Origin of the sequence: Maribacter sp. 4G9, assembly GCF_002742265.1 — a bacterium.
In the GTDB taxonomy this organism is placed as follows: Bacteria; Bacteroidota; Bacteroidia; order Flavobacteriales; family Flavobacteriaceae; genus Maribacter.
On the sequence record NZ_MDGL01000194.1, the window covers coordinates 20,798 to 34,958 of the forward strand.

Genomic DNA, 14,161 nt, shown 5'->3' on the forward strand with positions numbered 1-14,161 from the left:
TGGTGGGTATGCGAGAACTTAATTTGATGTATGTACATTTTCTTCGGTCCCTGCTTCTTTTTTTGTTCGCCAAAAAGAGTACCCAATGCCTCCCAAAAGTACCAAGCCCAACATAATTGTACTTGCTAAGCTAATCGTGCTTCCCTGCTTAACGACTTCGGGTTCAAACTTGAACTCGACGGTATGGCCTCCTTGGGGCACTCGCATGGCCCTTAACACGTAGTTTACCTTAAAATGATCCGTACGTTCGCCATCCAAATAGGCATTCCAACCATGAGGATAATACATCTCACTGAACACCGCGATACCGGCATTTGGGTTGCTCGATGTATAGGTCAGATGATTGGGTTCATAATCCGTTAATTGAATCGTGGCGGTAGAATCCACTTGATAATCAAATCTATTGATATTGCTAAGTTTTTCCGCATTGAAGACGGCCACATGCTTGGTGTCCAAACTGTCCAAGGCAAGAATTTCCTCATTGGCGGACTTCACAGGCCTCAATTCCTTTACGAACCAAGCGTTTCCGTTGGCATCAGGGTTTTGAATGGGAAAAATAGTTCCGTCCTGATCTTGCCGAATCACATATTTTATGTTCAACATATTGAATACGGAAAGGTTACCCTTGTATATATGGAACTCATAAAGGTCACGCATCCCGGCGGGTTTGGCGGCATGATACCCGGTGATACTTTGATGGAAATAAGCTGTTTTAGCCGAGTCAAAACCATCGGTCTGGTCAAAAACCCTATACACCCCATCGTCTTCCATGATGAGTTTGTCCGCTTCCGAAGCTTGAAAAGGTTCCAGCATTCTTCGCTTCGAAACAAAATTATCGGCATTCACATATCTAAGGTTCACTCCTACCAAATCGAAAACCACAAGGAGCCCAACTCCCAAAATAACCAGGTTTTCCTTGAGTTTACCCTTAAGGTAAAACCAGATCAATCCCACCGTTATCAATACATACAACATGGATCTAATAAGATCGTTCGTATACACGGCCTTACGGTCCAGACGCAACATTTCCGGGAGTTCCTCCAATCCGGTCATTCGCAAACGCTCATCTGAGGGCCCTGTAAAATCAAACATTCCCTTTATCATAAACAATAAAATTCCTAGACCCAACACCACCGCTCCGGCGTATTTTAGGGAATTCAACTTATCCAATGGAGGGACTTTAGGTGAGAATATCTTTTTTAATGCCAAGATGGCCAAGATCGGCGCACACAATTCCAACACGACCTGTATGGAAGAAACCGCCCTGAATTTATCGTACAACGGAAAATAATCGATCATAAAATCCGTGAGACCACTAAAATTCTTTCCCCATGAAAGTAAAAGTGACAACAGTACGCCAAACAGCAACCACCATTTATGTTTGCCCTTTACCAAGAACAATCCCAGTACGAACAAGAAAAATATGATGGCACCAATATAAGCAGGACCGGATGTGCCGGGTTGTTGACCCCAATAAAGCGGAATTCCGCTCACAAAATCCAGGGCACTGGACCGTGGCAAGCCTTTGTCTATTAAGTAGTTGAAGGATTTAGAGTCTTCACCCAGATTTTCTTGGCTAGCCCCGCCAAAAAGTCTGGGAACGAATAAATTTAGGGATTCCGCGATCCCATAACTCCATTGGGTTATATACTCTTTACTTAAGCCGTTAGTACTTTCCTTTGGGGAACCATCTGGGTTGATGGTCAATTCACTTTTGCCGCGGGTACTCCAATCCGCATATTCCTTCGTGGCCAAAAGACTGGTAGCATTCGCCGCAATGCCAAGGGCTACCGCAGCGACCAAAATTCCAACAGAGATAAAATAGTGTTTTATTTCCTTTCGCTTTATGGCATCGACCAAATAAGCTATGCCCAAAACCAACACCAACAGCATAAAGTAATAGGTCATTTGGTAGTGGTTGGCCACTATTTCCAGGGCCATTCCCAATGCCGCCACCAAAAACCCGGATAGATATTTTTTTCTGAACACCAATATAATACCGGCCAAAAGGATGGGCAAGTATGCCAATGCATGGGCCTTTGCGTTATGACCCGCTCCAATGATAATGATTAAATATGTGGAAAAACCAAAGGCCAATGCACCTAAGATCGCGAGTTTATAATCGACCTTTAAACAACAGAGCAGGATATAGAAACCTATAAAGTAAAGAAATAAATAATCCGCGGGCCTAGGCAAAAATCGAATAAGCCTATCCAATTTCTTGACGTAGTTGTGTGGATAATTTGCCCCTAATTGATAGGTGGGCATGCCACCAAAAGCACTATTGGTCCAATAAGGCTCCGTATCATTTCTTTTTCTAAAGTCATTTTGCTCTTTGGCCATGCCCGTATATTGGGCAATATCATTTTGAAAAATAACCTTTCCTTGAAGTACAGGGTGGAAGTAAGCTAGGGCTATTACTGTAAAAAATACGGTTACAAAAAAATGGGTGAAAAAGAATTTTAGACCTTTCTTCATGTTCCGGTGGTTGGTTAAACAAAGATAGCTAGTCTATTTCTTCAAAATCGATATATTCCCCAACTTTTTCGGAATTGTTATTTTTCTTGGTCGATTTCTTATTGATAATAACATCACCTACCTTTTCCTCCTTTTGATTGGAATCCATAGGGAATCCCTCAAACGTCTTTCGAAAATGTGATTCCGTCTTTTTGGCCGCGTAATTCAATATTTGTGGCGCAAACATCCTTACCAAAATTTTTAGCAGGTAGTACACCAAAAGAATTACCAATATTGCCTTTAAAAATGCCATTTATTTGGATTACGATATATCAAAAATACAATTCTCACGTTGTATAACTAGATTCAAAGTATTAAAATAATTATAAAGTCGTTTCCATGGGTAAGCCCTTTATTACCAAAAGAATCCTATTTCAATTTATAATTCTGTTGATCGCACCACTATCGGTCATGTCTCAATATACGGATGTAATCAATTCCAACAGGCCAGGACTCTCCGTTAGTGCCTATGCCGTTGGTAAAAATGTGGTGCAAGTGGAAATGGGTCTTTTTTACGAACAGAGCGACCATACCCTTTTGAATACACAATCCGATCTTTGGGGAACCAACTTTTCGTTACGATACGGGCTTCTTTTTGAACGATTGGAGCTCAATTATGAAGGTACTTTTCAAGATCAGGATATTATCTATGATTTCTTTGACCTAAAGGCCAAAAGGAGGGATTTCTCCAGAAACAGATTGGGATTGAAATATTTACTCTACGACCCTTATAAAAATCCAGAGCGCAATAAACCCAATCTTTATAGTTGGCGCGCCAACCACAAATTTCAATTAAAGAACCTTTTGCCCGCGGTCTCCCTGTATGCCGGTGCCAATTTCGTTTTGGGAGACAATCCATATTATCCGGGTGAACCAACGATTTCACCTAGGGTTATGTTGGCCACTCAAAGTAGGATGACCCCAAGAATGGTAATGATTACAAATACAGCTTATGACAGAATTGGTACGGATGATCCCGAGCTGAGTTACATAATATCCGTTTCCCATGCCTTTAGAAATCCCAAATGGAGTGCTTTTTTAGAGCATCAAGGGATACAAAGCGATAGATATTCCGATTTATTGTTAAGGGGAGGTGTTGCGTACTTGTTGAATGAGCGAATGCAAGTGGACCTTGGACTTGGCGCTAGTTTTAAAAATACACCATCCAGGGTTTTTGTAAGTGCCGGCGGATCCTATAGATTCGATTTTCACAAAGACACCCTTGTTCCCATAGATGATCAAAAAGCAAATGAAAATGGCGGTGCAATTAAGAAAAACTCCATGAATAAAGAGCAGCGTAAAAATAGAAAGACCAAGGGAAGGGGTGCGGAAGATATAGATTTAGGCCCTTCCAAAAAGCAATTGAGAAAACTCAAAAAGGCCCAAAAACAAGGAAATGGGAATTACAGTGAAATAGACTTCTAAGGAAAAATCCTCACGGTTCACTTTTAACTGCTCCCTATTTTTCGGTATTGATTAATATTCCTAATATTGATGGTTCTAAGAAGCATCAATGATCACACTAAAAGAGGTTGCCAATACGAAGGAGCTCAAGCAATTCGTTACCTTTCCTTTTTCACTTTATAAGGATTCGAAATATTGGGTACCCCCCATAATCAAAGACGAACTTGACTCGTTCAACAAGGATATAAATCCGGTGTTTATAGATGCGGATGCCCGTTTTTTTCTGGCCTACAAGGAACAAACCTTGGTGGGCAGGGTGGCCGCAATTATCAACAGATTGGAAATTGGCCAGCAAAACATCAAGAAAATGCGATTTGGCTGGTTCGATTTTATTGATGACCCCAATGTTTCAAAAGTTTTATTGGATAAAGTAGCGGAAATAGGAAGGGAAAATGACCTAGAATTCATGGAAGGCCCAGTAGGCTTTTCCAATCTGGACAAAGTAGGCGTGCTAGTAGATGGTTTTGACCATATAGGCTCCATGGTTACTTGGTATAACCATCCATATTATGAAAAGCACTATACCGATTTTGGATTTGTTAAGGAGAAAGAATACCTGGAAAATAAGTTTCCTGCAAGTAACGCAGACCCTTCCCTTTTTACCAAACTAAACGATATTGTCAAAAGAAGGTATGGCTTAAGGGAAAAGAACTTTACCAATACCAAGGAGGTAATGCCCTATGTGGACGAGATGTTCGACCTTTTTAATGCAACCTATGCCAAACTTTCGTCTTTTGTCCCCATTACCGAAATACAAAAGGCCTATTTCAAAAAAAAATATATCAGCTTTATAAATCCTGAGTATATAAAATTTATCCTGGACAAAAACGACAAACTAATTTCCTTTGCGATCGTAATGCCTTCCTATTCAAAAGCGTTACAAAAGGCAAAAGGCAAATTGTTCCCACTAGGTATTTTTTATCTATTGTCTGCAAAAAGGAATAACAAAGATGCCATCTTTTATTTAATAGGAATCCATCCTGAATTTCAAAACAAAGGCGTTACGGCCATTATATTCAATGAATACTATAAGATATTTAAGAAAAAAGGTGTGCAAATGTGCTATAGGACCCCAGAATTGGAGAATAATCTCGCCATAAAACAAATGTGGAAACATTTCAGCCCAACGGTCTACAAGAGAAGAAGGACTTATAGGAAAAATCTATAAAAAAAGGCTCAAACGATACGTTTGAGCCTTTTTTTATATAGTAAAAGAAAATCCTAAATTATTCTCCCATGGCAGCAGCAACGGCGGCCGATAATCTTTTATAGGTCCCATTTTCCAATCGATCCCTAATAGCCGAAAAAGCGTCCAAAGTCTCGTTAATATCCTCTATGGTATGGGTAGCAGTTGGAATCAATCGCAACAAAATCAAGCCCTTAGGAATAACCGGATATACCACGATAGAACAAAAAATTCCGTAATTCTCCCTCAAATCCTTTACAAGTGCCATGGCTTCAGGAATACTACCGTTTAAGTACACAGGGGTCACACAACTGGTGGTCGTTCCAATATCAAAACCTCTCTCCTTAAGTCCATTTTGAAGTGCATTGACATTTTCCCAAAGCTTTGCTTTAAGTTCAGGCATGGTTCGCAGCATATCCAAACGTTTCAAAGCTCCTTTCACATACACCATGGGGAGTGATTTTGCAAACATCTGGGAACGCAAGTTGTATTTTAAGTAATCTATGATTTCCTGATCGGCCGCTACGAAAGCCCCTATACTGGCCATTGACTTGGCAAACGTGGCCAAATACACATCGATATCATCCTGAATACCCTGTTCTTCACCGGCTCCAGCTCCAGTTTTACCCAGAGTCCCAAAACCATGGGCATCATCTACCAACAACCTAAAATTGAATTTCTTCTTTAATGCAACTATTTCTCTTAAAATACCTTGCTCTCCACGCATACCAAAAACACCTTCGGAAATCACCAAAATACCGCCCCCAGTCTGCTCTGCCAATTTGGTGGCACGCTCAAGGTTCTTTTCCAGACTCTCGGCGTTGTTATGGGTAAACGTAAATCTTTTGCCCATATGCAACCTAACCCCATCAATAATACATGCATGGCAGTCCACATCATATACAATGATATCGTCTTTGGTCACCAATGCATCAACAACGGACATAAATCCTTGGTACCCAAAATTAAGCAGGTAAGAAGCCTCTTTATTGACAAATGCGGCCAACTCCTTTTCCAATTGTTCATGGTAATCTGTATGCCCGCTCATCATTCTTGCTCCCATGGGATATGCAGCTCCGTGTTCGGCCGCAGCTTCACCATCCACCTTTTTTATTTCGGGCAAATTGGCAAGACCTAAATAATCGTTTATACTCCAAGTGATAACATCCTTCCCTTGGAACTTCATCCTATTGGAAATGGGACCTTCCAACTTTGGAAATACAAAATATCCTTCTGCCTGTGAAGCCCATTTTCCCAAAGGGCCTTTATTCTCTATGATTCTTTCAAATAAGTCTCTCATTGCCAAATTTTGATTCTGCCTGCAAAAGTAAAAATTTTTGGACAGCATTCATAAATTATTTATAGACACAAAAAAGCGGGCTTAAAGCCCGCTTCTATATTTTCCTTAAAGGTATTTCTATTTTATAAATTGAATCTCCTGTTTTGCCTCAACGGGATTCGTTTCCAAAAATCCTTGATCGTCCATCCATTGATCACTATATATTTTGCTCATATATCTTGAACCATGGTCTGGGAATATGACTACTACTTTACTATCCTTGTCAAACTTACCCAATTCATCCAACTGTTTCACTGCCTGCATGGCGGCTCCACTGGTGTAGCCTACAAAAATGCCTTCTGTCCTTGAAATTTCCCTTGCAGTATGAGCACTTTCGGCATCGGTTACTTTGATAAACTCATCGATAATTTGAAAGTCGGTCGCAGATGGTATCAAATTTTTACCCAATCCTTCAATTCGGTATGGGTAGATTTCATTGGTATCCAAGTTACCTGTTTCATGATATTTTTTCAATACAGAGCCATAGGCATCCACACCGATAATCTTAATATTCGGATTTTGCTCCTTTAAGAAACGTGCGGTTCCGGATATGGTTCCACCCGTTCCGCTACAAGCCACCAAATGGGTAATCTGCCCAGCGGTCTGCTCCCAAATTTCTGGACCTGTGGACCTGTAATGCGCATCCATATTCAGTTCATTGAAGTACTGATTTATATAGATAGAATTTTTAGTTTCATTATGCAATCGCTTGGCAACCTGATAATAGGATCTTGGGTCATCCGCACTTACATGGGCCGGACATACATAAACCTCAGCACCCATGGAACGAAGCATATCTATTTTATCTGCGGAGGATTTTGAACTGACCGCCAATATGCACTTGTAACCTTTTATGATACTTACCATAGCAATACTAAAACCTGTATTACCTGAGGTAGTTTCAATGATGGTACTGCCTTCCTTTAAGAGACCCTTTTTCTCGGCTTCTTCTATAATGTGTATCGCGATACGGTCTTTGGAGGAATGTCCCGGATTAAATGCCTCTACTTTGGCATAAAAGTCACCTGTAAAGTTTTCGGTAATCTTGTTAAGTTTTACCAGCGGTGTTTTCCCAATTAATTCTAAGATATTGTTGTTAGCCTTTATCTTATTTTCCATAGGGGGGATAAGTTTTGTTTATTTTTAGCAAATCATGGATTTGTTAAAATTTGCTACAAATCTACTATTTTTTTTCTACAGTACTATTTTTCCTTCCAAATCCAACAAAAAAGCATACTCCTTCACGGCTTCCCTTAGTGCCTCAAACCTTCCGGAAGCCCCGCCATGACCTGCTTCCATGTTTATATCAAAGTAAAGTAGTTTGTCATTTTTTTTCAGTTCCCTTAATTTTGCCACCCATTTTGCAGGTTCAAAATATTGAACTTGCGAATCGTGCAATCCCGTCGTAATATATAAATTGGGGTAATCCTGTGCCTTTACATTATCATAGGGAGAATAGGACTTCATGTAATTGTAATATTCCAATTCATTTGGATTGCCCCATTCGTCGTATTCCCCTGTGGTAAGAGGAATGGAATCATCCAGCATTGTGGTCACCACATCCACAAAAGGAACAGAGGCTATGACCCCATTATACAATTCCGGGGCCATATTGATAACGACTCCCATCAAAAGCCCACCTGCGGAACCTCCCATGGCATACAAATGTTCCGCACTGGTCAAATGCTGGTCAATAAGGTATTTGGAACAATCGATAAAGTCCGTGAACGTGTTCATCTTGCTTAAAAGCTTACCATCCTCATACCATTGTCTGCCCAAATATTCACCTCCCCGAATATGGGCAATAGCATAGGCAAACCCTCTATCCAAGAGGCTCAACCGTACCGTTGAAAAATAGGGGTCGATGGTGTACCCATAAGAACCATAGGCATATTGTAACAACGGAGTGTTCTTGGAAAGATTCGTATCCTTGTGATGAACCAAGGAAATGGGAATTTTTGATCCGTCCCTCGCCGGCGCACAAAGGCGCATTTCAACATACTTATCCTTGTCAAAATTGCCCCCCAATACCTCTTGCACCTTCATGACGGTTTCTTCCTTGGTCGCCATATTAAAATCGATCACAGAACTTGGAGTGGTCAATGAATTGTAAGAATATCTGAGAATATGCGTGTCAAAATCCCGATTGTTCCCCACGTGGGCCGTGTAGGTTTCGCTCGAAAAAGGTAGGTAATACGCATCCGAACCATCCCATCTTACAATCTTGATTTGGTTAAGTCCGTTTTCCCGTTCGGAAAGCACGTAGTATTCCTTAAAAATATCCACATCCTCCAACAACACATCCTCCCGGTGGGGAATGAATTCTTCCCAATAGGCGGCATGTGTAAGGTTCTCCCCTACCTTCATCAACTTAAAATTGGTAGCTCCATCCTTATTGGTGAGAATATAAAACGAGTCATCAAAATGGAAAATAGAATACTCCACCCCTCTTTCCCTTGGAGAAAACATTTTAAAGCCCTCTCCTGGGCTTTCAAGAGATAGCATCTGAAACTCGGAGGTCATGGTACTATGGGACCCAATTACAATGTACTTTTTAGACTTGGTCTTGTAGACGAAGGTGCTAAATGTATCGTCCTCCTCATGAAACACCAGGATATCATCCGTCACTGGGGTTCCCAAAATATGTTTATAAATTTTATCGGAACGTAAGGTTACAGGGTCTTTCTTGGTGTAATAAAAGGTTTTATTGTCGTTGGACCAAACACCGCCTCCTGTGGTGTTCTCTATTTTCTCCGGATATATTTCACCCGTCCCCAAGTTTTTAACCTGAAGTGTGTATTGTCTCCTGGAAACCGTATCCACGCCAAATATGGCCAACGAATTATCCGGACTAACGGCAATTCCGCCCAAACTAAAATAATCGGTTCCCTTGGCCATCTCATTTCCATCGAACATAATTTCCTCTTCGGAATCCAAGGTTTCCCTAAAACGAGAATAAATTGGGTACTCGCTTCCTATTTCATACCTAGTTTTGTACCAATAGCCATCCAATTTATAGGGAACCGAAGCGTCATCTTCCTTTATCCTTGATTTCATTTCCTTGAAAAGTTCCTCTTGAAAAGCCTTGGTGTGCTCGGTGCCTTTATCGTAAAAGTCATTTTCACTTTGTAGATAGGCCAGGACCTCTTGATTTTCCCTTTGATTGAGCCAATAGTAATTATCGATTCTAACATCGTTATGGGCAATCAATTCCTTTGGTTCTTTTCTAGCTTTAGGGGCTTTCCATGTTGTCATGCGTTCCACTTTTCCAATTTCAGATGGTCGCAAAAATAAACTTATTCTTTGGAGCAACGAATGATAGTTTTACTGAAATTGTTACAAGCAGGAATGTGAACATTTCATTAACTTTGAAATGTAAACAAAAAACAGTCGGCTATGTTTGGAGATATGATGGGCATGATGGGAAAACTCAAAGAGACCCAGAAAAAAGTGGAAGAAACCAAAAAAAGAATGGACACGGTCCTGATCGATGAAAAATCTGCGGACGGTTCCCTTTCGGTTACCTTAACCGCCAATAGGGAAATCAAAAAAATCGATATTTCCAATGAACTACTATCGGACAAGGAACAGTTGGAAGATTATCTTATCCTAACATTGAACAAGGCCATACAAAGGGCGACCAGCGTACAGGAAACGGAATTGGCAGCCGTTGCCAAGGAAGGAATGCCCAATATTCCCGGTATGGATTCCCTGTTCAAATAATAAAAATGCAGCGCAAGCCCTTGGGGTATCCCAAAGAAATTAAATTTTGATTTTAAAGGAAGCATCGGGGTATTTCCTAACCCGACTATCAAATCAACTATTCCAATAGCATACGTTCAAATTACCTATCTTTAAAGGAAAGAATTGGTATGATCGAGGTAAAAAACAAGGAGGATAAATATTATCAGTTCGTGGTAAAATCGGCCACCGGAAAGATATTGTTGGAAAGTGTGGAATTCGCAGATTCCCAATCCTTGGAGAACGCCCTTAACGAACTCAAGGACACCAATCTTCCCATCAAGCGATTTGAGCGAAAAACAAACTTTGAAGGGAAATTTCTTTTTCACCTTAAAAACGGGCAAGGCACGGTAGTAGGTAACAGTGGTCTTTATAATTCCGAGGCCGGTATGGAAAATGGAATAAAAAACCTGAAGAATATCTTGATCCAGTGAAGGTCACCTAGCGTCCTTAATTATAATCGTTTTAATGTCCCCAAAAAATAAGCGTGCATTTCATCCGTATAGTCCATGTGGGTTACCATACGCAGTTTTCCTTGACCCATGCTAATGATATGGATATCCTTCTCTACCAATCTTGAATTAAAGTCGGCACTGGACATATAGTCCTCGTCTATTTCAAAAATGACGATGTTGGTTTCAATGGGCTCCACTTTTTTTATAAAAGACAAGGTGTTGAGTTCCCTACCAATTTCAGTGGCTTTTGAATGGTCTTCCGCCAATCTTTCAATATGATGGTCCAGGGCATAAATCCCCGCAGCCGCCAAGAACCCAGATTGTCGCATGCCCCCACCCAAAATTTTTCGTATCCTTAATGCATTATGAATGTGCTCCTTACGGCCCAAGAGTATGGAACCTACCGGGCAGCCCAAACCCTTGCTCAAGCAAACACTGATGGTTTCAAAGAGTTTACCGTATTGTTCAGGAGTTTCATTTTTTGTCACCAAGGCATTCCACAATCTAGCGCCGTCCAAATGATAGTGCAGCCCATGCTTTTCACAGACCCCTTTGATCCGTTGCAGCTCCTCAATATCCCAACAGGCCCCTCCCCCTTTGTTCGTGGTATTTTCAATACATACCAAGGAGGTCAAAGGGCTGTGATAAAAATCGGGCGGATTGATAGCCTCCTCCACCTGTTTGGCCGTTACCATACCGCGATGGCCATCCAAAAGCCTGCAGGAAACTCCACTGTTAAAGCTTACGCCACCACCCTCATAGTTGAAAACATGGGCATACTTATCGCATATCAATTGTTCTCCAGGCTGGGTATGCAGTTTAATGGCGGTTTGATTGGTCATCGTCCCGCTTGGAAAAAAAAGTGCTGCCTCCATCCCGAACATCTGTGCAACTTTTTCCTCCAAAGCATTCACTGAGGGGTCATTTTTAAATACGTCGTCACCAACATTGGCGGACATCATCGCATCCAACATTCCTGGGGTGGGTTTTGTGACCGTATCACTTATCAAATTAATTTTCATGAAATGCTAATGCTGATGATTAATGAAAACAATCCATTCCTATGGGCGAACCATCAGGAAGCTTGGGTGCGGGAACCACCTTGAAATTACTGGGATGCTCATAATAATTTGTAATCCTACGGTTTATTTCACCTTTGATCGCCGCATTCTCCATATTTACCGAATTTAAACTTTTAAGTTGCATATTGGCTATCGCATTTACTTGAGGATGGACGGCATCACTGGCCGCCAAGTTCATCAGATGAAAAAGTACCCTAAAATTTATGTTTTGCTGCACTTCATGTAGATAGGAATCTTTTTGATTCTTTCCGAAGGTATTGGAAACCACTTCGGCCATTACCTCTTCCAACCCAATATTGTTGGGGTCTAAAGCTTTTTGTTGTATTAACCTAGAGGCCCTTTCCGGATGCAGTAATAATCCAAGGGTCATATCTGCCGCGGTTTCCGGAGCGGATAGCGCATCAAATGAGACACCAGTCTTTCCGTTAAAGGATTCCCTTGTACTTCCAAAACCTATCGCCCGTGGAGGAAAAAGAGTCAATTTGTCCTTTGGTATTGCAATTTCATCAGCGTCCAAAGTCCTTAAAACTGCCTTTAAAGTTTGCTCCTGAATTTTCTTGTCTATGGGTGCCACGGTTAATTGGCCATCCCCCTTGACCGTATAGTTATAATCCAAACCTCCTATAATCTTTGTAGCTGCCTCGGTTTGATACCGATGGAAAAAGTACAACGGAGCAAAAACGTCCTCCAAAACGGAATTTGCCTCATTGGTACGGATATTATCGATAGAGAAGTTGGATATGGCCGTCTCCCTGATCTTTAACATATCCAGTAATTCATCCCCAATGGATTTTCCATTGTCCCAAAGGTGGGCATATAAGTGGGCGCCGCCCTGTGGTCGTGCATCTTGATCGGATATGTAACGTAAGCCATCTGAAGTGGCCTTTTCCAAAATTTGGTTCAATGCCTTCCTTTCATCGGTACCATCAGGAAAATCGCTGTAGGCATAGGCTACGATCACTTTATCCCATTCCCCTATACCCGTATCATAGGCATTTGAAAAATCGACCTGGCCATTTTTAACGGAAAATTGCGGGTGTGGATAATCCATAACCGAAGCCCTGCCATTGGTGCTGGCTGCAAAGTTGTGTGAAAAGCCCAATGTATGTCCTATTTCATGGGCCGATAATTGACGGATTCTGGCCAAGGCCAAATCCAACATGGGCCGGTAATTGTCATCCCTTTCTTCAAAGGGCTTGTTCATAAGGGCCTGGGCGATCAAGAAATCCTGACGGATACGTAAACTTCCCAAACTCACATGCCCCTTGATGATTTCCCCGGTTCTTGGGTCGGATACACTGGAACCATAGCTCCACCCCCTTGTGGATCGGTGTACCCATTGTATCACATTGTACCGTACATCCAAGGGATCTGCATCGTCCGGCAACATTTTTACCTGAAAGGCATCCTTATAGCCAATGGCCTCAAAGGCCTGGTTCCACCATTTCCCGCCTTCCAAAAGGGCACTTCGCACGGGTTCCGGTGTACCGTTATCCAAATAATAAATGATGGGCTCGACAGCTTCACTAATTTCGGCATCGGGGTTTTTCTTTTTCAATCGGTGTCTGGGTATAAACCTTTTGACCAGGGATTCCTCCACTGGAGTTGCATAATCGTAGTAAGCAAAGGGATAGGCCCCGGACCGTGGGTCGAAATCCCTTTTTTCAAAACCATCGTCCGGAAGTTCCACAAAGGAATGATGTTGGGCCACGGTGATAAGCTCTGGGTTTGGCACCACACTTCGTACATAACTTCCTTTTGGACTTCCCTTAAAAGTCAATGTTACGTCAAATTCTATATTCTTGGGAAAAGCTTTGGTCCTATCCATGGCCATGGCACTCTTTTCCTTGTCCAAACTATAGTTTCCCTGATCGGTTCTTTGCAGTCTTTGAATTACACCATGGGTATCCTGCATTAAAAATCCGGATATATCTATAACATACGTTCCATTTTTTTCCTCTTCTATAGGAAAACCATATAATATGGATTTGGCGAATGCCTGCTCTACGGATTTCTTTTCGAGGGCATTATCCGTCAGGGCCCTAAACTTTAAATTAGGCTGAACCAACATAAGTTTGTTCCCCGCTTTTCTAAAGAAAACTACCTGCTCATTTCCCAATTGACCCCTATCCAAGCCAATATCATTACTTCCTATACCACTGCTCAGGGAAGAAACATAGAGAAATTCCTTTTCCAAATCAGAAACCTCTAGATAGATTTTGTCCGTCTTGGAATCATAGTAAAAATCAAAAAGACCTTCGAACTTTTCATAATTCTTTTTATTCTCTGAAAACTGACCATAAGCTTGTGAGAAACAGCAAAGGAGCAATAATAACCAAAATGGGCTTGAATTTTTCATTTTCTAAATTAGTTTGGA

Annotated in this window: 11 protein-coding genes; 4 read left to right on the top strand and 7 right to left on the bottom strand. The window is 41.4% G+C overall.

From position 1 onward, the window contains the following. Positions 1-18 precede the first annotated feature (18 nt). Together BFP75_RS20715 and BFP75_RS20720 are read right to left on the bottom strand one after the other, a co-directional pair. Positions 19-2,478 carry a YfhO family protein gene (locus BFP75_RS20715; protein ID WP_099547226.1) on the bottom strand — a complete coding sequence of 820 codons (2,460 nt, stop codon included), beginning with the start codon at positions 2,476-2,478 and terminating at the stop codon, positions 19-21. Between the two features lie 28 nt (positions 2,479-2,506). Beyond that, a complete protein-coding gene (locus BFP75_RS20720; protein ID WP_099547227.1) occupies positions 2,507-2,770 on the bottom strand; it encodes a DUF4834 family protein in 264 nt (87 codons plus the stop codon). A gap of 86 nt (positions 2,771-2,856) precedes the next feature. Here BFP75_RS20720 and BFP75_RS20725 point away from each other — a divergent pair, with 86 nt between their 5' ends. Together BFP75_RS20725 and BFP75_RS20730 are read left to right on the top strand one after the other, a co-directional pair. After that, a complete protein-coding gene (locus BFP75_RS20725; RefSeq protein WP_099547228.1) occupies positions 2,857-3,942 on the top strand; it encodes a transporter in 1,086 nt (361 codons plus the stop codon). An 88-nt stretch (positions 3,943-4,030) separates the two neighbouring features. Continuing rightward, positions 4,031-5,149, top strand: a complete 1,119-nt coding sequence (locus BFP75_RS20730) for a GTP cyclohydrolase (protein ID WP_099547229.1) — start codon at positions 4,031-4,033, stop codon at positions 5,147-5,149. Between the two features lie 58 nt (positions 5,150-5,207). Here the strand turns inward: BFP75_RS20730 and BFP75_RS20735 are convergent, their stop codons facing one another. The 3 genes from BFP75_RS20735 to BFP75_RS20745 all read right to left on the bottom strand — a co-directional run bounded on the left by BFP75_RS20735 (position 5,208) and on the right by BFP75_RS20745 (position 9,761). Next, positions 5,208-6,467 carry an aminotransferase class I/II-fold pyridoxal phosphate-dependent enzyme gene (locus BFP75_RS20735; protein WP_099547312.1) on the bottom strand — a complete coding sequence of 420 codons (1,260 nt, stop codon included), beginning with the start codon at positions 6,465-6,467 and terminating at the stop codon, positions 5,208-5,210. Positions 6,468-6,584: 117 nt separating this feature from the next. After that, complete coding sequence (locus BFP75_RS20740) at positions 6,585-7,625, bottom strand: PLP-dependent cysteine synthase family protein (RefSeq protein ID WP_099547230.1); 1,041 nt, start codon at positions 7,623-7,625, stop codon at positions 6,585-6,587. Between the two features lie 75 nt (positions 7,626-7,700). Continuing rightward, positions 7,701-9,761: a S9 family peptidase gene (locus BFP75_RS20745; RefSeq protein ID WP_099547231.1), complete on the bottom strand. Its 2,061-nt coding sequence runs from the start codon at positions 9,759-9,761 to the stop codon at positions 7,701-7,703. A gap of 141 nt (positions 9,762-9,902) precedes the next feature. Here BFP75_RS20745 and BFP75_RS20750 point away from each other — a divergent pair, with 141 nt between their 5' ends. Beyond that, a complete protein-coding gene (locus tag BFP75_RS20750) occupies positions 9,903-10,229 on the top strand; it encodes a YbaB/EbfC family nucleoid-associated protein (RefSeq protein ID WP_099547232.1) in 327 nt (108 codons plus the stop codon). Between the two features lie 149 nt (positions 10,230-10,378). Continuing rightward, complete coding sequence (locus BFP75_RS20755; protein ID WP_099547233.1) at positions 10,379-10,681, top strand: YegP family protein; 303 nt, start codon at positions 10,379-10,381, stop codon at positions 10,679-10,681. 20 nt (positions 10,682-10,701) lie between these two features. Here BFP75_RS20755 and BFP75_RS20760 read toward each other — a convergent pair whose 3' ends face one another. Both BFP75_RS20760 and BFP75_RS20765 read right to left on the bottom strand, forming a co-directional pair. Then, complete coding sequence (locus tag BFP75_RS20760) at positions 10,702-11,724, bottom strand: threonine aldolase family protein (protein ID WP_099547234.1); 1,023 nt, start codon at positions 11,722-11,724, stop codon at positions 10,702-10,704. Positions 11,725-11,743: 19 nt separating this feature from the next. Beyond that, on the bottom strand, positions 11,744-14,143 hold the full coding sequence (locus tag BFP75_RS20765) for a zinc-dependent metalloprotease (RefSeq protein ID WP_099547235.1): 2,400 nt from the start codon (positions 14,141-14,143) through the stop codon (positions 11,744-11,746). Between the last annotated feature and the right edge of the window lie 18 nt (positions 14,144-14,161).

Bases quoted from the DNA above. Each gene is read 5' to 3' on its own strand.
- BFP75_RS20765 (WP_099547235.1), bottom strand. From the start codon at position 14,143: ATGAAAAATTCAAGCCCATTTTGGTTATTATTGCTCCTTTGCTGTTTC.
- BFP75_RS20715 (WP_099547226.1), bottom strand. From the start codon at position 2,478: ATGAAGAAAGGTCTAAAATTCTTTTTCACCCATTTTTTTGTAACCGTA.
- BFP75_RS20720 (WP_099547227.1), bottom strand. From the start codon at position 2,770: ATGGCATTTTTAAAGGCAATATTGGTAATTCTTTTGGTGTACTACCTG.
- BFP75_RS20735 (WP_099547312.1), bottom strand. From the start codon at position 6,467: ATGAGAGACTTATTTGAAAGAATCATAGAGAATAAAGGCCCTTTGGGA.
- BFP75_RS20725 (WP_099547228.1), top strand. From the start codon at position 2,857: ATGGGTAAGCCCTTTATTACCAAAAGAATCCTATTTCAATTTATAATT.
- BFP75_RS20750 (WP_099547232.1), top strand. From the start codon at position 9,903: ATGTTTGGAGATATGATGGGCATGATGGGAAAACTCAAAGAGACCCAG.
- BFP75_RS20760 (WP_099547234.1), bottom strand. From the start codon at position 11,724: ATGAAAATTAATTTGATAAGTGATACGGTCACAAAACCCACCCCAGGA.
- BFP75_RS20755 (WP_099547233.1), top strand. From the start codon at position 10,379: ATGATCGAGGTAAAAAACAAGGAGGATAAATATTATCAGTTCGTGGTA.
- BFP75_RS20740 (WP_099547230.1), bottom strand. From the start codon at position 7,625: ATGGAAAATAAGATAAAGGCTAACAACAATATCTTAGAATTAATTGGG.
- BFP75_RS20745 (WP_099547231.1), bottom strand. From the start codon at position 9,761: ATGACAACATGGAAAGCCCCTAAAGCTAGAAAAGAACCAAAGGAATTG.
- BFP75_RS20730 (WP_099547229.1), top strand. From the start codon at position 4,031: ATGATCACACTAAAAGAGGTTGCCAATACGAAGGAGCTCAAGCAATTC.